Raw genomic sequence first — 18,338 nt, 5'->3', positions numbered from 1 at the left:
GATGACTGATCTCGTGCTGACCAAGACGCGGATCCATGCGGGCACCTGGGAAGGTGTGCTGACCGGTGCCGAAACGCCGCCCGATATCGAGGTGACGCACCACGGGCTCGTGGTCGACGGCGCCACCCTGCGGGGCGATCCCGAAGTCGAGGGTCAGTTTCGCGTCTCCGTGCCGATCCCGCTCGAGCTTCTGTCGGAGGGCGTCCAGACTTTCATCATCAGCCAGAAGGACGGCGACCGGCTGGCGAGCTTCACCATCGTCATGGGCCAGCCGCTGGACGAGGACTTCCGCGCCGAGATGGAACTCATCCGCGCCGAGCTCGACATGCTGAAACGCGCGTTCCGCCGGCATTGCGTGGAAACGACCTGACGTTCGCAGCGCCCGCTCAACGAGTCACGGAGGACAAGATGTCCGAGCCAAGCCTTCTCGGTATTCCCGGCGCACTGCGGCGTGCATCGACCAACCGGTTGCTCCTCAAAGAGGCCGTTCGCCACTTCGGCCCCTGCCGCTATACCGAGGCCGATATCGACTTTCCGGTGTTCAATCAGGACATTCAGGATGGTCCCGGCATACCCGAGGCGGTCCTGCGCCTGCACGAACAGATTGCAAAGGCCGATGCCGTCGTGATCTCGTCGCCCGAGTACAACAAGAACATCCCCGGCGTGCTGAAGAACGCGCTCGACTGGGTGAGCCGGGTCAAGGGCAACCCCTGGACGGGCAAGCCACTCGCCCTCATCGCCGCCTCCGACGGGCGCGCCGGGGGCGAACGCATGATGCACAACCTGATCCTGTGCGTGATGCCGTTCCGCCCGGCGCTCGTCTATGGTCCCGAGGTTTTCATCGCCAATTCGGGGACCGCTTTCGGAGACGACGGACGGCTCTTGAACGAACGCTCGGAAAAGAACCTGTCCGCCCTGATGGAGCGACTGCGCGCAGAGGTCGGGCGATGAAGGACGTCATCCTCTCCGACGGGATGGCCCCGTCGCGGGCACAGGCGCTTGCGGTGACGCTGGGGCTCGGTCGCGGAGTCGAGCGCGGCGACGCCCTGCCGCCGTTCTTTCATCAGATCTACTTCTGGGACCCGGTCGCCGCCGAGGCGCTTGGTCGGGACGGTCATCCCCGTGTCGGTCAGGGTCTTATCCCCGATCTGGGCCTGCCGCGCCGCATGTGGGCTGGCGGGCGGCTGGAGTTTCACGGTCCGCTTGTCGCCGGAGAGACCGCAGAGAAACGCTCGAGGGTCGAGAAGACCGAGCGCAAACAGGGCCGCAGCGGTCCCCTGGCCTTTGTCACGCTGCGCCATGACATCACGCAGAACGGCAAGCTTCGAGTTCAGGAATATCAGGATCTCGTCTACCGAGAGGTCCCCGACCTGAACACACCCGCGCCTCTCTCGCGGGAGGCCCCGGCTGACAAGCATGCCGAAGACGTGGACTTCACGACAACGCTGCTCTTTCGCTATTCCGCGCTCACCTTCAATGGTCACCGCATCCATTACGACGCCGACTATGCGCGCGAGGTCGAGGGCTATGCCGGGCTGGTGACGCATGGCCCGCTCTTGGCGCAACTCCTGATGCTGAAAGCCGAACGCGAGCTAGGGCTGCTCGTCGAGTTCAAGTTTCGCGCCGTCTCGCCTGCGGTGGTGCAGGAGACGCTGACCTTTTGCCGGGCCGGAAGGAAGCTCTGGGTCCGGGCACCGGACGGACGGCTGGTGATGGAGGCTGAGGCTCAGTAACGCTCGAAACCGGCAGTTCCGGCGACCTCGGGATGGCGCGCCACATGGTCGGCCTTGATCCGCTCGGACCCGCCCGCGCCGTCATGCCGCCAGCCCGGTGGCCGAAAGGCATATTCTGCCCGTTGCCGAAGGGTCAGACCGGGCCGGGTCACGTCGCGCCAGATCGCGACCCATTCATGAAACGCCACCCGGATCGGGTTGAAGGTGCCGATGTTATGGACGAGCCCATAGTCGGGCCTCTCGTCGGCCTGCTCGGGCACGAAGGTCCCGAAGAGCTTGTCCCAGACGATGAAGACCCCGGCATAGTTCGCGTCCAGATAGCGTGCATTGCGCCCATGGTGGACCCGGTGATGCGACGGCGTGTTCATCACCGCTTCGAACGAGCGCGGCAGCTTGTCGATCGCCTCGGTATGGATCCAGAACTGGTAGATGAGGTTGAGGCCGCCCACGAAAAGGATCATCGCCGGGTGGAAACCCAGTAGCACCAAGGGGGCGGAAAGGATCATCATGCCGGTAAAGGTGCCGGTCCACGTCTGCCGGAGCGCCGTTGTCAGGTTGTAGTGTTGGCTGGAATGATGGTTCACGTGGCTCGCCCAGACCCAGCGCACACGATGCCCGAAGCGATGCACCCAGTAATAGCGCAGGTCATCCAGCACGAAGCACAGGGCAACGACCCAGAGGCTCGTGCCCAGATCGAGCGGTGTCAGTTCCCAGAGCCACATGAGAAACCCGTAGGTGACGAAACCCAAGAGCACGCCAGCAACAACATTGCCGACACCCATCGCGAGCGAGGTCATGGCATCCCGCGCCTCGTAGCGCCCGCCCCGCTTGGCGATCACGATCCACGCTATCTCGATCAGGACAGCCGCGACGAAGAAGGGCACGGCGAGCGAGACGATATCCGGGTAACTCAGCGTGGACAGGTCTATCAGGTGGCCTCCTGTATTCGGGTTTTCCAGTCACGGGTTTCATCCGGGGTGAGCACCAGCGAGACCCGCGGCGCGGCGTAATCCGCAATATGCACCGACAGCCCGGCGGGCGTTTCGACCGGAATAGCACCGAGCAGTCGGTGCGTCGCCACATCCGCCCCCATGACCCAGAGAAGATGCAGCCCTTGCGCCTCGATCAGCGCGGCCTGCCGCGAGGCGGCGAGCGTGATGCTTTCGGGCGTCAGCGGCGGATTGTCGGCGATGAATTCGTGCCGCGCCGTGGCCTCGGTCAGCTCCATCGCGCGGGTCAGCCCGGCGAAGTAGAGCACCGCGAAAATCGCTGCGAGACCCACGACGACGATGACGGCCAACAGACCGAGTGGCATGACGGCTCCTCCCTGCCCGGAATGGTTGCCGGGCGGCACAGGGCTGTCAACGGGGACGCGAGGGAAGGATGGGCCGCCCCGACATGGAACCGGGGCGGCGCGCGATCAGGATAGGGCGCGCTTTACGCGCGGGATATTGCGCAGCACCAGAAAATCCAGTGCGCCGACCGCCACGAGGGCGACCGCCGCCAGCGGAAAGGCAAGCGCTGTTAGCCCGAGAACGACGACCCCCGGCACCCAGAGCCGACCCTCGACCTTGGGCGGGGCCGCCACACGGCGCGCAGCCTTGGGACGGCGTTTCCACCACATGACCAGACCCGACACCGGGATGAAGATCATCGACAGGCAGAACAGCGTGTTGAGAGCGAGGTTCCAGAGCCCCAGATCGCCTTCGTGAAAGGCGATGCCCCATGCCATCATCTTGGCATAGGGCGAATAGTCGGCATAGGGCACGTCGGCCAGCACGTTACCCGAATAGCGGTCGATGTGCAGCGTGCGGTCGGCGGCGGGGTTGTGACCATCGTTGGACATGCTGTCGTGGCTGATCGTCCAGACGCCCGTTTCATCCGCCGGAAAGCTGATCTGGAAGCGCCCCGGAAAGCCCAGCGTGCCGGCAAAGGCGGCCACCCCGTCGACCGTGACCGGCATGGCCACCGCGCTTTGCCCTGCGAGCGATCCGCTTTGCGGCATCGGCGTCTGTTCGAGCGTCCATGGCACTTCGTCGGCGGGACCGTGGTTCATCTCGGCATGGGTGGCATCGGACAGGGGCGCGCCCCATTTTTCGGCCGGAAAGGTGTTCCAGGCCTGCACCATCTTGCCGCCCCAGATCCCGGTCCAGCTCAGGCCCGAAACGAGGAACACCAGCATTACGACCGACATCCACGTCCCCAAGACCCCGTGCAGCGACTTCCACAGGGCGCGGCGGCGGGCGGTGACATCGGGAACGAGCATGGACCGTAGGCTGGTGCCACGCGACTTGCGCGGCCAATGCAGATAGAGCCCCGACAGCACAAGCAGGACCGCGAGCGAGGCGGCGACCTCGATCAGCCGGTCGCCGGTATCGCCGATCAGAAGCGTGCCGTGGATGTTGTTGGCGAGGTTGTAGAGCCCTGCGTCCCAAGGAAAGGTCTCGATCACCTCGGCGGTATAGGGGTTGATGACCACGGTTTGCGACGCCTCGCCGGCATTGATGCGGAACACCGCCACCCGGTCCGGACCCATCGGCGCGATGTATTGCCCGGCCTGCCCCCCCGGCACGGCGCTTTCGGCGGCGGCGGTCAGTTGCGACAGCGGCACGGGCGTTTCGCCGGGCGTCACATAGCCACGCTCGCCATTGATTTCGGTGATCGCGCTGACCCAGAACATGCAGAGCCCGGTCAGGGCCAGCATCACGAGAAAGGGAATGACATAGAGCCCGGCCCAGAAGTGCCAGCGCCATGCGGTGAAATAGAATGAAGTGGCCTGACGGGTCGTGCCCGCAGGATTTGCGTCCATCGTCGTCATGACGATATCTCCTTTTTGACTGTCTGATTTGAAACGGAAATCAGGCGGTCAGTGGCGGAGCTCTCGGGATCGGGCGGTCAAAGCGCGGGGCGCGGGGCGGAAGCGGCAGGGCCACCGGCTCCGGCGCAGCCTGGGCGAGGGTCGCGGCGAGGCGAACGCCCGGCAGATCGAAGGCGACGAGCGCGGAGCGCAGGTCGTTGAGGTGACAGAGCGCCCCCTTCTGGCTCGCGCCGTCTTCTCCGGGAATGTCCGACGCCGGGCCAATCGGAGCGCCGGTCGCGGGATCGACGGCCAGTTCGAGAGGCCCGTCGCCGGTGCAGATGACGACGGTCCATTCCCCAGCAGCATCGCGGGTCGTCATGACCGACGCCGGCAACAGGGCCGATATCGTCAGCGCGAAGGCGACGATCCAGCGGGTCAGAAACAGGGGCATGGCGGCGCGGCGCGACATGGGGTCGGTCTAGCGAAACCGGGCCGCTGTGCAAAGGGTTATCTGGTCCCCTGCGTTGCGCGTGTCTGCGTGGACGGCTCCTAGCCGCCCGCCCCCTCTGCGCCGATCATCGCCGCGACGATTGCGCGGGCGCTCTCAGACGACCAATCCGCGTCGCCCATCATCCGCGCGACCTCGTTCCCCTCCCGGTCGAGGATCACCGTCACGGGGAGGCCCATGACGCCCATCTGTGAGGCGAGCACCTTCTTCGCGTCGTAGAGTTTCGGCAGGTTCGTCACGCCGACCTCGTCGAAGAACTTCTGAACCGCCATCGGCTTGTTCCGCCCTGTGGCCACCGTCACCACCGCGAAATCCTCGCCGCCGAATTCAGCCTGCAAGGCGTCGAGCATGGGCATTTCGTGGCGGCAGGGCGCGCACCAGGTGGCCCAGAAGTTCAGCACCACCACCTTGCCCCGGTAGTCGGCGAGCGACCGTTCGGCCCCCGCCTCGTCCGTGAAGGTCGCCCCGCTCGCCGCCTTCGGCTCCGAATGGAACATGAGCTTCGTCATGCTCCCCTCGCGCAGCGCCTCCATCGACGCCGTATCCGCGAAGACCACGTTTGCACCCATGAGGAGGGCCGCGTATAGAGCCGTGCGATAGATCATCCAGTTCTCCCAGGTCCGTGCCATGACAAACGACACCAAAAATTCGGCGAATACCATGTGGGGCGGGCGCTTTGCCGCGGGTCCCGATGCGATCATGGAGGCAATCAATGCCTCCATCGGGTTCGACAAGCGCATGGCCCGGCAGGACATCACCGGCTCGCGCGCCCATGCGGCGATGCTCGCGGCACAGGGCATCATCTCTGATAAGGATGCGGAAGCGATCCGGGAAGGGCTTCTCACGGTTCTGTCAGAGATCGAGACCGGGACGTTTCAGTATTCCACCGCGCTCGAAGACATCCACATGAACGTGGAGGCGCGGTTGAAGGAGATCATCGGCGAACCTGCGGGCCGTCTGCACACCGCGCGGTCGCGCAACGATCAGGTCGCGACCGACTTCCGTCTCTGGGTCCGCGATCAGGTGGACGCGGCGATCGAAGGGCTCGACGCGCTCATCCGGGCCTTCCTTGATCAGGCCGAGGCGGGCGCGGATTGGGTCATGCCTGGGTTCACGCACCTCCAGACCGCGCAGCCGGTCACTTGGGGCCATCACATGATGGCCTATGTCGAGATGTTCGCGCGCGACAAGTCGCGGTTTCAGGACGCGCGAGTGCGAATGAACGAGTCGCCCCTTGGCGCTGCCGCGCTCGCGGGCACCGGGTTCCCGACCGACCGCCACATGACAGCGCAGGCGCTGGGGTTCGACCGGCCCATGGCCAATAGCCTCGACGCGGTGTCGGACCGCGACCATGCGCTGGAATTTCTCTCGAACGCCACGATCTGCGCGCTGCACCTCAGCCGCTTTGCCGAAGAGCTGGTGATCTGGTCCTCGGCCCAGTTCCGCTTCGTCACCCTGTCGGACCGCTTCTCGACGGGTTCGTCGATCATGCCGCAGAAGAAGAACCCCGATGCGGCCGAGCTGATCCGCGCCAAGATCGGGCGGATCATGGGGTCGATGGTGGCGCTGTTCACGATCATGAAGGGCCTGCCGCTCGCCTATTCCAAGGACATGCAGGAAGACAAGGAACAGGTCTTTGACGCCGCCGACAACCTGATGCTGTCGCTGGCCGCCATGACCGGGATGGTCACCGACCTGACCGCGAACAAAGATTCGCTCGCCGCCGCCGCCTCGTCGGGCTTTTCCACCGCCACCGACCTTGCCGACTGGCTCGTGCGCGAGCTGGGCCTGCCGTTCCGGGACGCCCATCACGTCACCGGCTCGCTGGTCGCCATGGCCGAGAAACAGGGCTGCGACCTGCCCGACCTGTCGCTCGCCGATATGCAATCCGTCCATGCGGACATCACCGGGGGCGTCTATGACGTGCTGACCGTCGATGCCTCGGTCGCGTCGCGGATGAGCTATGGCGGCACCTCCCCCGTGCGGGTGCGCGAACAGATCGCCGCGTGGCGAGAACGGCTGGGCTAGTCCCTAGCGATCTACCGGCAGTCCCGACGGCACACTGTCGGGCACACCCAGACGCTCGGCCTTGTCGGTGAGGGTTTCGAGGAAAGCGACAAGCGCAGCCACGTCCTCGTCCGGGAGCGGATGCACCGGCAGGTCGTTCGCCGCGGCGATTAGCTCGACCTCGTCCGGGTTCGCGATGACGAATGTATCGTTGGCACCGTCGAAGGCCGGGAGGGCAGCTGTTTCCAGCACATAGGCCCTCAGCGCCGCCGTCGGATCAAGGTGTTGGCGAATCACACCTTCGAGCGTGGGATAAGCCCCGTTGTGCCCGTAGGGCGCGGTCAGAGTCACGTTCCGAAGTGAGGGCGTGCGGAAGGCATAGGCATCCGCCGGATCGCCCGTCACCCGCATCCGGCCTTCGTCGCGTTTGTGGTTCTCGAAGCGCGCCGCCTTGCCCGGCCCGAACTGCGGCATGCCGATGGCGTGGAAGTCGTGGTCGGTCTGAAGCCAGCCTGAATGGCAGGAGGCGCAGCCCGCCTCGCCATAGAAAAGCTCCATGCCTCGCTGCGCCTCGGGCGGCAGTGTGGTCTCTCCCCGCATCATCCGGTCGAAGAGCGAGTCGGTCGCGCGCCATTCGAACCGGATGAAATCCGCCACGACATTGGAAATCTCGGGAAAGGTGATCGGCTGACCCGGCGCGATGGCGTCGAAGGCTTCGGCATATTCAGTGATTGCCGCCACCCGTGCGGCCAGTCGGTCCCAGGCCCCGCCCTCAGATGCGAGGAAGCCAAGGCGCACGGCCTCGCTCACCTCGTTCTCGGAGTAATGTCCGGCCATCTCGTCACCCGAGAGCACGGGGAACATGGACTGGGCCGACAGGATGCTGTCGAACCCCTCGACCATCTCGGCGCCCAGCGGCGTGCGAATGCCGTTGGGCTCGTTCGAATCGGCTTCGAGCCGCCCGTCATGGAACATCACGGTGAACTCTTCGGCGCCAAGGTTCCACAGCCCCGGCGCATTGCGCGGAATGCGCTGCTCGGGGCGGTTGTCGGCGGTCATGTGTCGTTCCGGCCCCATCATGTGCCCGCCCTCGCCGATGGAAAGCGACACACCGTCGGCGGTGCCGAGGGTCGGGTGGTGACAGGTGGAGCAGGCGATGTTGCGGTTGCCCGACAGGATCGGGTCGTAGAACAGGAGGTGCCCCAGCTCGACCCGGGCCATCTCGGTTGTCGCAAAGACCGGCTCGGGGCCAAGGTCCGGGCGGAACGGCGTGTCCTCCGCCGCGCTTGCCGCTACCGGAAGGAAAAGTACGCCGATCCAGGCCCGTGTCATGCCGCGCGCTCCGCATCCGCCGCGAGCGCCGGATAAAGCGCCGCATACCGTTGATATCCGGCCTCGTAGGCGGCCACATGGTCCCTGTCCGGTTCGATCACCTCGGCCACCTCGGGCGCGGTCATGACATCTGCCGGATCTGCCCTGGTGTCTGCGCATATCGCCAGCCGCGCCGCGCCCAGCGCCGCACCAAACTCGCCGCTCGCTGGCAGCGACAGGGGCAGGTTCAGCGTCGAGGCAATGGTTTCGAGCCACAAACGCGACCGCGCCCCGCCGCCGACGGCGAGCACGCTGTCGAGCGTCGCCCCGGTAGACTTCAGTGCTTCCCAGCTGTCGCGCAGAGCGTAGGCCACGCCTTCCATGACCGCCTGTGTCAACGCCTCGGAGCCTTGCGCCACGTCGAGACCCACAAAGGCCCCGCGCAGCTTGGCCGAGTTATGCGGTGTCCGCTCGCCCGAGAGATAGGGCAGGAAGAGGAGGTCGCCGGGGCCGCTGGCACGATCCGGGAGCGCTTGGGCCAGCTTGCCCGGCTCCGAATTCACCGCGCGCGCGAGCCAGTTCAGGCTGTCGGTGGCCGAGAGGATCACGCCCATCTGATACCAGCGATCCGGCACGGCGTGACAGAAGGTATGCACCGCGCTTTCCGGGGCCGGCGCGAAACTGTCCCGTGCCGCGAGGAGCACTCCGGACGTACCAAGAGACACGAAGCCCATGCCTTCGGCAAAGCACCCCGCGCCACAGGCCGCCGCGGCATTGTCGCCGCCGCCGCCGGCCACGACGACCGAGCCTTGCACGCCCCAGTCGGACGCGAGCGCCGTCCGCAGCATCCCGCCCGGTGCCGAGCCTTCCACAAGCTCCGGCATCTGGTCGCGCCGCATTCCCGTGGCGTCGAGCGCCGCCTGCGACCAATCCCGCTTGCCCACGTCGAGCCAGGTGGTCCCGGCGGCGTCGGACATGTCCGAGACGTATTCGCCGGTGAGCCAGAGCCGCAGGTAATCCTTGGGCAAGAGCACCTTGGCGACCTGCGCGAAGACCTCCGGCTCGTGTTTTGCCACCCAAGCGAGCTTGGGCGCGGTGAAGCCGGGGAAAACGATGTTTGCCGACACCTCGCGCAGCATCGGATCGGCGTCGAAGGCCGCTGCCTCCGCCGCCGAGCGGGTGTCGTTCCACAGGATCGCGGGGCGCAGCACGCGGTCTTGGGCATCGATGAGCGTCGCCCCGTGCATCTGCCCCGAAAGACCGATTCCGCGCAGAGCCGCAAAGGCGGCCCCGTGTGCCGCACGCAGTTCAGCCACGCAGGTCTCGCAGGCGCTGATCCAATCGGCCGGGTCCTGTTCGGACCAGCCGCGATGGGGATGGGGATTCGGATAATGCGCCTCGGCCACGCCGAGGACGGCGCCCTCTCCATCCGTCAAGATCGCGCGCAACCCCGAGGTTCCCAGATCGAGACCCAGATACATCCATCCTCCCTTCGCCCCGTCTGCGCGGAGCATTTATTTCACGCGTCAAAATATTAGCGCTAACAGATTGAGTCAACGCGTGCGTTGCACCCGGGGCAGTTCTGTCAACGAGGGGTTTGGAAGTGGTAGACCACTTTGTGACGATAGGTCTCGCCGGGGTCGAGACGCCACTTGGGAAAACCCGGCTGGTTCGGCGCATCCGGCCAGACCTGCGTTTCGAGCGCGATGCCCGCGTGGGGACCGTAGAGCCGACCACCAAGGCCGGGCAGATCCGCAATATGGCCCCCGTCATAGACCTGCAGCCCCGGTGCGGTGGTTGCGACGCTCAGGGATAGGCCGTTCGTGCCGGTCAGCCGCGCCACATCATGCAGTGGCCTGTCGCCATCGGACAGACAAAAATTGTGATCGATCCCCCCGGGCGCGACGGCGCGTTCCGTGGTGAAATCAAAGGGTGTCGCCCGGACCGGCGTTAGCCCGGTCGGGATGCCGTGCCGATCCGTCGGGACGAAGCTGTCTGCGTCGATCCAGAGGTGATGGCCCAGAATGTCCGCCCCGTCGTCGAGGTTGAAATAGCTGTGATGCGCAAGGCTCACCGCTGTCGGCGCATCGGTCCTGGCCGTCATGTCGAAGGACAGGGCACCGTCGCCGGCCAGCGCAATCTCCAGCCTGATGGACAGCGCGCCCGGGAACCCCATGTGCCCGCCTGGTTCCTCAAGGACAAGCACCAGCCGGTCCTCGGTCGCCGTGTCTATGGTCCAGACCTGCTGGCCCGTGCCTTTTGTCCCGCCATGAATGCAGGTCACCCCGCCTTCATTGCGGTCGAGGTGATGCACCACCCCGTCGATCACCAGCCGACCTTCTGCGATCCGGTTGGCGAAGCGCCCGACGAGCGCCCCGAACCACGTCATCGACCCGAGGTAAGGCAAGAGTTCCTCCGCCCCGAGCACGAGCGGATGATCTATGCCGTCAAGCCGCAGGTCCTGCAGCACGGCGCCATAGGTCAGCACACGCGCGGTCAGCCCGCCGCCGGTCAACGTGACCCTCTCGACCGGCGTGCCGTCCGGCAGGATGCCGAAAGTGTCGACCTTCGCCACGCGTCAGATCCCGCCCACGGGCGCGGTTTCGGCCAGCCGTTCCATCCCCGCGATGATCGGACGCGCCCGCGCGATGGCGTCCTGCACCGACGGCAGACCCAGCGACGCCCTGTGCGCCTCGGCACTGTCCCAGACTTCCGTGACCCAGATATGATCGGGTTCGGTGGCGTCCTGCGCCACGATATAGGACCTGCACCCGGGCATCATCCCGCCCGCGTTTTCAGACAGGATCGCCGCGAGTGCCGCGCCCTCGCCCTCCTTGGCAATGAATTTTCCGATCAGCCCATGCATGGCGTTTCCTCCGCGTTTTCCGAATGACCCTGCGAAGCTTCCAAAGGGTTTGCAAGACGGGAGCGCATCTCGCGTTTGCCTGTTTTTTGTGCAACCCGTCGGCAAATCCATCCCTTCGCGGAAATCCCCTACTGTCCACCCGGAACCATACGCTGCGATGCAGCGTTCACTGGACATGGGACAGGCAGGGATTACGTTTGTCTCACGCTCATTGGCCGCGCTTCATGGTTTTCATGCTCCTCCGGGCGGATCGGAGGGGGCGCGGCAGGGATGGCGGACGCGCGAGCCATAGTGCCCGCGTCCCCTCGGTCGGCCCGCCCGTCACCGGCTGAGTCACGACAATCCAGAGGGGCTTTGGCCCAGATGAAAGACAGTGTGACGGGAACGTCCACCCTGCCCTATTCCCGCATTGCCGTGATCGGCGGCGGGTCCTGGGGCACCGCCCTGGCCAGCGTCGCGGGCCGCGCCGGCCGGTCGGTGACGATCTGGGCGCGACGCAATGACCTTGCCGAAACCATCGACAGGACCCTTGCCAATCCCGATTACCTCCCCGGCGTCGAACTGCCACCGATGCACGCGACCTCGGATCTAGCGAAGGCGCTCGACGGGGCCGAGGCCGTACTGATCGTCACCCCGTCGCCTACGCTGCGCGACATGTGTCGCGCCATCGCGCCTAACATCGCCCCGGGTATCCCGCTCGCGCTCTGCGCCAAAGGGATCGAGCTTGGCTCAGGTCTGCTTCTGTCCGAGGTCGCCGCCGAGGAGCTTCCCGGCCATCCGATCGGCGCGATCTCCGGCCCGACCTTTGCCCGGGAAACCGCGCTCGACCACCCGACCGCCGCGACAGTTGCCTTCAACTTCCATTACCGCGACCGGATGAACCCGGCCTCCAGCCCCGCCGCTCGCCTCGCGCTGTCGATGTCCGGCGGCGGCTTTCGCCCCTATGTCTCCGACGACCTGATCGGGGTCGAGGTCGGCGGAGCGGTGAAGAACGTCATCGCCATCGCCTGCGGCATGATGTCGGGCGCGGGCTTTGCCGAAAACACCCGCGCCGCGCTCATCACCCGGGGGATCGACGAGATGAAGACACTGGCCGAGGCATTGGGTGGCCGTCGCGAAACCGTCACCGGCCTGTCGGGTGCGGGCGACCTCACCCTCACCTGCTCGTCCACCACGTCCCGCAACATGTCGCTGGGCACGCAGCTTGGCCAAGGTACCGCGCGGGCCGACTGTTTCGATGGCAAGCCCGTCGTGGTAGAGGGCGAAGTGAACGCCCGGTCCGTCGTGGACCTCGCCCGTCGCATTCGCGTGCCCATGCCGATCTGCGAAACCGTGAACGCGGTGCTGCACGAGGGCGCGGACCTGCAAACTTCGTTCAACGCGCTCTGGACCCGGCCGATCGAGGCCGAACCCCGCGCGCTCGACATCCTGCTCGATCATCCCGCACCGACCGCGACGTTAGGATTCAGAGCCCTATGAACCAGATGACCGACACCCTTCCCGTGCTCGCACAGCGCCAGTTCACCCTCGCCACCGATCTCGATGGCACTTTCCTCGGCGGGGCAGAGACCGAACGCAAACGGCTTTACGACTGGATCGAGGCGAACCGCGACAGCGTGGGCCTCATCTTCGTAACCGGCCGCGACCCGATGTTCATCGGCGAGATGTGTGCGTCGGGCATGCTGCCCTGGCCCGACTTCGTGGTGGGTGACGTCGGCACGACCATCGCCGCCGTCGACGGCGGCCGCACCATCGCGCCGATCCCGGACCTGGAGCACGACATCGCGACCCTTTGGGCGGACGGCGGTGAACGTGTGCGGGAGGCTTTGAACACGGCGCCGGGTCTGCGCCTGCAACCGACCGCGTTCCGGTATCGGGTGAGCTACGACCTCGACCCCGGCACCTTCGACCATGCCGCGAAGACGACGGTGGAGGACCTTGGCCTCGACTGGCTCATTTCGGACAACCGCTTCTTCGACGTGCTGCCGAAGGGTGTTTCCAAAGGTCCGTCAATCCGCAAGCTCGTCGCCCATCTGGGCATGGACGAAGCGCGCGTGCTCGTCGCGGGCGATACGCTCAACGACCTTTCCATGCTGGCCTGCGGCTTGCCCGCCGTCGCCGTGGGAAATTCCGAACTCGACCTCATCCAACAGGTCGCGCCTCTGGACCATGTCTACCTCGCCTCCGGTCACGGGGCGTCGGGGATCATGGAGGCCATCGAGGCGCTAGACCTTCACCCGAACCCGCCGAAAGGAGGCGCCTGAATGTCGTCCAATCTGGTCATCGTCTACCACCGTCAACCCTATGAGGAAGTCGAAGTCGACGGGACAATCGAATACCGCGAGAACAAAAGCCCGAACGGGATCGTGCCGACACTGAAGAGCTTTTTCGGACGCTTCGAGAAGGGCGCCTGGGTGGCCTGGAAAGAGGCCCAGGATACCTCGAACCCCGGTTTCGAGCGGCGGATCGAGATCGAGGATGCGCATGGGACATATGCCGTGACGCGGCTGCCGCTGACCCGTGCGCAGGTGAAGAGCTTCTACGAGGTTTCTTCGAAAGAGGCGTTCTGGCCGATCCTTCACGGCTTCAAGGAACGCTACAACTACGACCCCGTCGACTGGCCGACCTTCCGCGAAGTGAACTGGGCCTTTGCCGAGGCTGCCGCCTCCGAGGCCGCCGAGGGGGCCGTTGTCTGGGTCCACGACTACAATCTCTGGCTCGTCCCCGGCTACCTGCGCCAGATGCGCCCGGACGTGAAGATCAGCTTCTTCCACCACACGCCGTTTCCGTCCGCAGACATGTTCAACGTGCTGCCGTGGCGCAAGGAGATCCTGAAATCGCTCCTCGCCTGTGACGTGGTCGGCTTCCACATTCCGCGCTATGTGGCGAATTTCGTCTCGGCCGCGCGGTCCATGTTCGACGTGGACGTGACGCATCGGATCAAGGTCGACCCGGAGTTCGCCGGCCCTGCCTCGGCGCTGACCGAGGTGAGCGTTCCTGACATGATCGAATACGACGGCCACAAGGTCGCCGTGCAGGCATCCCCGGTCGGTGTCGATGCGCAGTATATCGAGGAAGTCGCAAGCCGGGAGGCGACCGAGACCCGCGCCTTCGACATCCGCGACGATCTGGGTGACGTGAAGCTTGTGCTCTCGGTCGGCAGGACCGACTACACAAAGGGCGGTATTGATCAGCTCATGTCTTTCGAGCGTCTCCTCACCGAGCGGCCCGAGATGCGCGGCAAGGTCAAACTCATGCATGTCTCCGTGCCCGCGAACAAGAACATGACTGTTTACCAGAACATCCAGCAGGACCTGGAACAGATGGCGGGCCGGATCAACGGCATGTACGGCACGCTCGACTGGCAACCGATCACGCTCATTTCCCGCGCGATCCCCTTCGAGCGCCTGGTGGCTTTCTACCGAGCCGCCGACGTGGCCTGGATCACGCCGCTCGCCGACGGGATGAACCTTGTCGCGAAAGAATTCTGCGCCGCGCGCACCGATGGCGACGGGGTCTTGGTCCTGTCGGAATTCGCGGGCGCGGCGGTAGAGATGGGATCGGCGCTTCTGGTGAACCCTTTTTCTCACCGATCGATGGATTCAGCGATCCAGCAGGCCCTTGACATGGAGGAGGACGAGCGGCGCGGCCGCATGGACATCCTGCGCAGAGTCGTCGCGAAACACGACATCCGTTTCTGGGCCAATCACCAGATGGAAGCACTGGGGTCCGAAGCGGCGCGGCAGGCGGCGGAGTAAGCTAGGCCGCTGCTTCGCCGGGCCTCTTGCCTAGAATGATCATGCCGAGCAGGTCGTCGTCCGTGACGTCCGGGATATCGACGGTGCCGACAAGCTGACCGTTCTTCATCACCGACGCACGGTCGCAGAGGTCCATGACCGCATGGACATCGTGGTCGATCAGGAAGATCCCGATGCCCTGCGCCTTCAGTTGCTTGATAAGGTCCGCGACCATCTGCGTCTCATGCGGGCCAAGGGCTGCGGTCGGTTCGTCCATGATCAGGATCCGCGCGTCGAAATAGACAGCGCGGGCAATCGCCACCGACTGCCGCTGACCACCTGAAAGCGCACTTACGGGGTCCTTGAACTTGCGGAAGTTCGGGTTGAGTCGCCCCATGATCTTGCGGCACTCCGCCTCCATCGCCGCGTCGTTCACGGTGCCAAGCGGCGTCGTCAACTCACGACCGAGGAACAGGTTTGACGCGGCGTCGAGGTTATCGGCCAGCGCGAGCGTCTGGTAGATCGTTTCGATGTTGTTGTCGCGCGCGTCGCGGGGGTTGTTGATCTCGACCTTCTTGCCGTTCACGAGGATTTCCCCCGTGTCCATCTTGTAGGCCCCGGACAGGCACTTGATCAGCGTCGATTTCCCCGCGCCGTTGTGGCCCAGAAGCCCGTGCACCTCGCCGGGATAAAGATCGACCGACACGTGATCGACGGCCTTGATGCCTCCGAACGAAATCGAGATGTCGCGGAGTTCGACGAGGGGGGTTCCGGTGCGATTAACCATGATCGAGCCTCACTTCTGACGGCGGCGGTAAAGGATATCGAGGTAGACCGCGATCACCAGGACCGAGCCGACGACGACCTGCTGCATGGCGGCGTCAAAGCCGATGAGGACCATCCCCGTTTGCAGCGATTGCATGACGAAGGCGCCCAGGATTGCCCCGTAGATCGTCCCGATCCCGCCCGAGAGCGAGGTGCCCCCGATGACCGCCGCCGCGATGACGAAGAGCTCGTCCAGCGTACCCAGCGCGTTGGTGGCCGAGTTCAGGCGGGCCGAGGCGACCACGGCGGACAGGCCGCAGAGGAACCCCATGAGCGCAAATATCTTGACCGTCATGCGCTTGGTGTTGATGCCGGCCAGTTCCGCCGCCTCCGGGTTACCGCCGATGGCGAAGACATAGCGTCCGAAGCGCGTGCGGGTCATGACGAAGGTCATCGCGATGCCGACACCCAGAAGGATCAGCACCGGAATGGCGAAACCGTGCGAGATGAAGAGCCCGGTTTCAGGAACTTCGATCGCGTTCGCCTCGGCATACTGGCGCACGATGCCGCGCGGCCAAGGGTAGGAATTGACCAGAAGCACCGCGCCGATGACGATCCCGCAGCCCAGGATGCCAAGGAACGTCTCAGCCCAGACCGGGCGCAACGGGAAGTGGAACTTGCGACGCTGGCGACGCCCGTTGAGGAGCAGAAAGATCACGCCCGCACAGCCAAGCAGCCCGACGATCCAGCTTCCCACCGCGCCGACCGCGCCGTAAGGCCCGCCACCGAGCAGCGAAAAGGTCGAGTCCAGCGGCGAAATCGTCTCGCCCCGCACCACGAGGTAGGCGACGCCACGCCAGACGAGCAGCCCGCCCAGCGTCACGATGAAGGCGGGGATCTTGCCATAGGCGATAAGCGCGCCCTGGAAGGCACCGACCAGTGCGCCGACGACCATCCCGGTGAGGCAGGCGATGACCCAGATCAACGGATGCCCCAGACCGAAGATCGCGGGCAGCACCTCGGTCTGCACGACCCCCATGACGACGGCGCAAAGACCCAGAAGCGAGCCAACCGACAGATCGATGTGCCGTGTCACGATGACCAGCACCATGCCCGTCGCCATGATCCCGATGGACGCGGTCTGCACGGAGAGGTTCCAGAGGTTCCGGGGCGTGAGGAACGCGCCGAAGCCGTTCACGAGCGCACCGTAGAGGTGAAAGCCGATCCAGATCAGAAGCAGCGCGCCGACCATGCCCAGAAGGCGGGTGTCGATCTCGGTCGCCTTGAGAAACCGTTTCACGGCATTGTCGCCGGGATCGGGCTGGATCGTGGTGGAAACTTGTGTGGTCTGATCCGTCATCTGGGTCGTCCGTTCTAACGGGCCGGACGCCTGGGAGCCTCGAGCTCGACCAATCGTCCGGGACAATCTCGGCGCGTGTCGCGCAGGTTGAAACCGGACCCGGCGGGGGATGCGTGTCCGCCGGGTCCGACCTTGGGCTTACTGACAGGCCGCGACGCTTTCCATCGCACCTTCGCAAGCTTGCTCTTTCGTGATGTGGCCCGCGTCGATCACGACGTCGAGGTTGTCGGCGGTGATCGGCGTGGGATCGAGGAAGATGGCGGTCATCTCGACACCGTTCTCGCCACCCGACCACATTTCCGCACCTTCCACATCCGCCATCGCGGTGCCCTCGGCGAGCGCAGCGGCGATCTCGGCGGCGGCCGCGCCAAGCTGGCGGCTGTCTTTCCAGACCGACACGGTCTGCGTGCCACGCGCCACACGGTTCAGCGCGGCGAGGTCGCCGTCCTGACCGCCGACCGGAATGGCGAGGCCCTGTGCGGACAGCGCGGCGATCACGCCGCCGGCCATCCCGTCGTTCTCGGACAGGACCGCGTCCACCTCGTTGTTGGCGGCGGTGAGGATCTGTTCCATGTTCTTCTGGGCGTTGTCGGGCTTCCAGCCGTCCGAGAAGGCCTCGCCGACGATGGTAATCTCGCCCGCTTCGACCTTGTCGCCGATGACCTCCATCATCCCTTCGAGAAGGAAGAGCGCGTTGGGGTCGCCCTTGTCGCCCTTGATGATGGCGTAGTTGCCGGTGGGCTGAACGTTCATCACTTCCTGCGCGATGATCGACCCGACACCCTTGTTGTCGAAGGTCAGGTAGAATGCGCGGTCGTCCTCGATCAGGCGGTCGTAACCGACAACCGGGATGCCTTCGGCGGCGGCCTGGTCCACGGCCGGGTCGATCGCGTCCTTGTCCACGGACAGGATAATCAGCGCTTCGGCGCCCTGCGCGATCAGCGCCTCGACGTCGGTCAGCTGCTTGGCGGCCGAGTTCTGGGCGTCAGCCGAGATATAGGTGTTGCCGGCGGCTTCAAGCGCTTCCTTGATCGCGGCTTCATCGGTCTTCCAGCGCTCTTCCTGAAAGTTCGACCAGCTCACGCCGACGGTGAGGCCCTCTGCATAGGCGGCGGTGCCAAGAAGCATCGCGGCCGCCGAAACGGTTGCGAGAAATTTCACGGATATATCCTCCCAAAGTTCCCCCGTCCGCCTCTCCATCCGTTACGGTTGTTTCCGTTAGCGGTCACGGCGGGGTCGGAGATGACCCTA

19 protein-coding genes are annotated in these 18,338 nt (G+C 65.2%); 7 read left to right on the top strand and 12 right to left on the bottom strand.

All coding sequences use genetic code 11. From position 1 onward, the window contains the following. The first annotated feature begins 1 nt into the window (after position 1). The 3 genes from KJP29_RS05060 to KJP29_RS05050 are packed head-to-tail and all read left to right on the top strand — an operon-like array spanning position 2 to position 1,733. Positions 2–370 (top strand): hypothetical protein, encoded by a 369-nt coding sequence (locus KJP29_RS05060; RefSeq protein ID WP_218462481.1) that lies wholly within the window; start codon positions 2–4, stop codon positions 368–370. 38 nt (positions 371–408) lie between these two features. Next, entirely contained in the window at positions 409–951 is a 543-nt protein-coding gene (locus tag KJP29_RS05055; protein ID WP_218462480.1) for an NADPH-dependent FMN reductase, read from the top strand. Then, complete coding sequence (locus tag KJP29_RS05050; protein WP_218462479.1) at positions 948–1,733, top strand: MaoC family dehydratase N-terminal domain-containing protein; 786 nt, start codon at positions 948–950, stop codon at positions 1,731–1,733. Before KJP29_RS05055 ends, KJP29_RS05050 begins: the two co-directional genes overlap by 4 nt. Here the strand turns inward: KJP29_RS05050 and KJP29_RS05045 are convergent. From KJP29_RS05045 to KJP29_RS05025, 5 genes are all read right to left on the bottom strand, one after another. Next, positions 1,727–2,662, bottom strand: a complete 936-nt coding sequence (locus KJP29_RS05045) for a sterol desaturase family protein (protein ID WP_218462923.1) — start codon at positions 2,660–2,662, stop codon at positions 1,727–1,729. The genes KJP29_RS05050 and KJP29_RS05045 overlap by 7 nt on opposite strands. Continuing rightward, complete coding sequence (locus tag KJP29_RS05040; RefSeq protein ID WP_218462478.1) at positions 2,662–3,048, bottom strand: hypothetical protein; 387 nt, start codon at positions 3,046–3,048, stop codon at positions 2,662–2,664. Before KJP29_RS05040 ends, KJP29_RS05045 begins: the two co-directional genes overlap by 1 nt. A gap of 105 nt (positions 3,049–3,153) precedes the next feature. Then, entirely contained in the window at positions 3,154–4,551 is a 1,398-nt protein-coding gene (locus KJP29_RS05035; protein WP_255553449.1) for a PepSY domain-containing protein, read from the bottom strand. A 40-nt stretch (positions 4,552–4,591) separates the two neighbouring features. Further along, positions 4,592–5,002, bottom strand: coding sequence for a DUF2946 family protein (locus KJP29_RS05030; protein WP_218462477.1), 411 nt, complete (start codon positions 5,000–5,002; stop codon positions 4,592–4,594). Between the two features lie 80 nt (positions 5,003–5,082). Beyond that, entirely contained in the window at positions 5,083–5,670 is a 588-nt protein-coding gene (locus KJP29_RS05025) for a TlpA disulfide reductase family protein (protein WP_255553448.1), read from the bottom strand. On the opposite strand from KJP29_RS05025, the gene argH reads away from it, so the two are divergent. Then, positions 5,669–7,069, top strand: a complete 1,401-nt coding sequence (argH, locus tag KJP29_RS05020) for an argininosuccinate lyase (protein ID WP_218462475.1) — start codon at positions 5,669–5,671, stop codon at positions 7,067–7,069. The two genes, KJP29_RS05025 and argH, sit on opposite strands and share 2 nt — an antisense overlap. Positions 7,070–7,072: 3 nt before the next feature. On the opposite strand, the gene KJP29_RS05015 is transcribed toward argH, so the two are convergent. The 4 genes from KJP29_RS05015 to KJP29_RS05000 all read right to left on the bottom strand — a co-directional run bounded on the left by KJP29_RS05015 (position 7,073) and on the right by KJP29_RS05000 (position 11,225). Continuing rightward, on the bottom strand, positions 7,073–8,380 hold the full coding sequence (locus KJP29_RS05015) for a cytochrome-c peroxidase (protein ID WP_218462474.1): 1,308 nt from the start codon (positions 8,378–8,380) through the stop codon (positions 7,073–7,075). Next, a complete protein-coding gene (xylB, locus tag KJP29_RS05010; RefSeq protein WP_218462473.1) occupies positions 8,377–9,840 on the bottom strand; it encodes a xylulokinase in 1,464 nt (487 codons plus the stop codon). The genes KJP29_RS05015 and xylB overlap by 4 nt, the downstream gene beginning before the upstream one ends. Before the next feature lie 104 nt (positions 9,841–9,944). Then, positions 9,945–10,934, bottom strand: coding sequence for an aldose epimerase family protein (locus KJP29_RS05005; protein WP_218462472.1), 990 nt, complete (start codon positions 10,932–10,934; stop codon positions 9,945–9,947). A gap of 3 nt (positions 10,935–10,937) precedes the next feature. After that, entirely contained in the window at positions 10,938–11,225 is a 288-nt protein-coding gene (locus KJP29_RS05000; RefSeq protein ID WP_218462471.1) for a putative quinol monooxygenase, read from the bottom strand. 363 nt (positions 11,226–11,588) lie between these two features. Here KJP29_RS05000 and KJP29_RS04995 point away from each other — a divergent pair, with 363 nt between their 5' ends. From KJP29_RS04995 to ggpS, 3 genes are read left to right on the top strand one after another with little or no spacing between them, the layout of a single operon-like run. Continuing rightward, the gene (locus KJP29_RS04995) at positions 11,589–12,704 is read left to right on the top strand and encodes an NAD(P)H-dependent glycerol-3-phosphate dehydrogenase (protein WP_218462470.1); all 1,116 of its coding nucleotides are present in this window, start codon (positions 11,589–11,591) and stop codon (positions 12,702–12,704) included. Beyond that, complete coding sequence (locus KJP29_RS04990) at positions 12,701–13,489, top strand: HAD family hydrolase (RefSeq protein ID WP_370630836.1); 789 nt, start codon at positions 12,701–12,703, stop codon at positions 13,487–13,489. The genes KJP29_RS04995 and KJP29_RS04990 overlap by 4 nt, the downstream gene beginning before the upstream one ends. Then, positions 13,490–14,983: a glucosylglycerol-phosphate synthase gene (gene ggpS / locus KJP29_RS04985; protein WP_218462469.1), complete on the top strand. Its 1,494-nt coding sequence runs from the start codon at positions 13,490–13,492 to the stop codon at positions 14,981–14,983. A gap of 1 nt (position 14,984) precedes the next feature. On the opposite strand, the gene KJP29_RS04980 is transcribed toward ggpS, so the two are convergent. The 3 genes from KJP29_RS04980 to KJP29_RS04970 form a co-directional block, all read right to left on the bottom strand. Beyond that, positions 14,985–15,749: an ATP-binding cassette domain-containing protein gene (locus KJP29_RS04980; RefSeq protein ID WP_218462468.1), complete on the bottom strand. Its 765-nt coding sequence runs from the start codon at positions 15,747–15,749 to the stop codon at positions 14,985–14,987. Positions 15,750–15,758: 9 nt separating this feature from the next. Continuing rightward, positions 15,759–17,087 (bottom strand): sugar ABC transporter permease, encoded by a 1,329-nt coding sequence (locus KJP29_RS04975; protein ID WP_218462467.1) that lies wholly within the window; start codon positions 17,085–17,087, stop codon positions 15,759–15,761. A 138-nt stretch (positions 17,088–17,225) separates the two neighbouring features. Continuing rightward, positions 17,226–18,215 carry a substrate-binding domain-containing protein gene (locus tag KJP29_RS04970; protein ID WP_218462920.1) on the bottom strand — a complete coding sequence of 330 codons (990 nt, stop codon included), beginning with the start codon at positions 18,213–18,215 and terminating at the stop codon, positions 17,226–17,228. Positions 18,216–18,338 lie beyond the last annotated feature (123 nt).

The sequence above is a fragment of the Maritimibacter sp. DP1N21-5 genome (assembly GCF_019218295.1).
In the GTDB taxonomy this organism is placed as follows: Bacteria; Pseudomonadota; Alphaproteobacteria; order Rhodobacterales; family Rhodobacteraceae; genus Maritimibacter.
Note: the sequence above shows the minus strand (reverse complement) of the source record. Positions and strands in the feature narration are given on the sequence as shown.

Excerpts from the sequence above, each read along its gene's own strand:
- KJP29_RS04975 (WP_218462467.1), bottom strand. The coding sequence starts at position 17,087 with ATGACGGATCAGACCACACAAGTTTCCACCACGATCCAGCCCGATCCC.
- KJP29_RS05025 (WP_255553448.1), bottom strand. The coding sequence starts at position 5,670 with ATGGCACGGACCTGGGAGAACTGGATGATCTATCGCACGGCTCTATAC.
- argH (WP_218462475.1), top strand. The coding sequence starts at position 5,669 with ATGACAAACGACACCAAAAATTCGGCGAATACCATGTGGGGCGGGCGC.
- KJP29_RS05060 (WP_218462481.1), top strand. The coding sequence starts at position 2 with ATGACTGATCTCGTGCTGACCAAGACGCGGATCCATGCGGGCACCTGG.
- xylB (WP_218462473.1), bottom strand. The coding sequence starts at position 9,840 with ATGTATCTGGGTCTCGATCTGGGAACCTCGGGGTTGCGCGCGATCTTG.
- KJP29_RS05035 (WP_255553449.1), bottom strand. The coding sequence starts at position 4,551 with ATGACGACGATGGACGCAAATCCTGCGGGCACGACCCGTCAGGCCACT.
- KJP29_RS05055 (WP_218462480.1), top strand. The coding sequence starts at position 409 with ATGTCCGAGCCAAGCCTTCTCGGTATTCCCGGCGCACTGCGGCGTGCA.
- KJP29_RS05000 (WP_218462471.1), bottom strand. The coding sequence starts at position 11,225 with ATGCATGGGCTGATCGGAAAATTCATTGCCAAGGAGGGCGAGGGCGCG.
- KJP29_RS05040 (WP_218462478.1), bottom strand. The coding sequence starts at position 3,048 with ATGCCACTCGGTCTGTTGGCCGTCATCGTCGTCGTGGGTCTCGCAGCG.
- KJP29_RS05030 (WP_218462477.1), bottom strand. The coding sequence starts at position 5,002 with ATGTCGCGCCGCGCCGCCATGCCCCTGTTTCTGACCCGCTGGATCGTC.
- KJP29_RS04970 (WP_218462920.1), bottom strand. The coding sequence starts at position 18,215 with ATGCTTCTTGGCACCGCCGCCTATGCAGAGGGCCTCACCGTCGGCGTG.
- KJP29_RS04990 (WP_370630836.1), top strand. The coding sequence starts at position 12,701 with ATGAACCAGATGACCGACACCCTTCCCGTGCTCGCACAGCGCCAGTTC.
- KJP29_RS05015 (WP_218462474.1), bottom strand. The coding sequence starts at position 8,380 with ATGACACGGGCCTGGATCGGCGTACTTTTCCTTCCGGTAGCGGCAAGC.
- KJP29_RS04980 (WP_218462468.1), bottom strand. The coding sequence starts at position 15,749 with ATGGTTAATCGCACCGGAACCCCCCTCGTCGAACTCCGCGACATCTCG.
- KJP29_RS04995 (WP_218462470.1), top strand. The coding sequence starts at position 11,589 with ATGAAAGACAGTGTGACGGGAACGTCCACCCTGCCCTATTCCCGCATT.
- ggpS (WP_218462469.1), top strand. The coding sequence starts at position 13,490 with ATGTCGTCCAATCTGGTCATCGTCTACCACCGTCAACCCTATGAGGAA.
- KJP29_RS05050 (WP_218462479.1), top strand. The coding sequence starts at position 948 with ATGAAGGACGTCATCCTCTCCGACGGGATGGCCCCGTCGCGGGCACAG.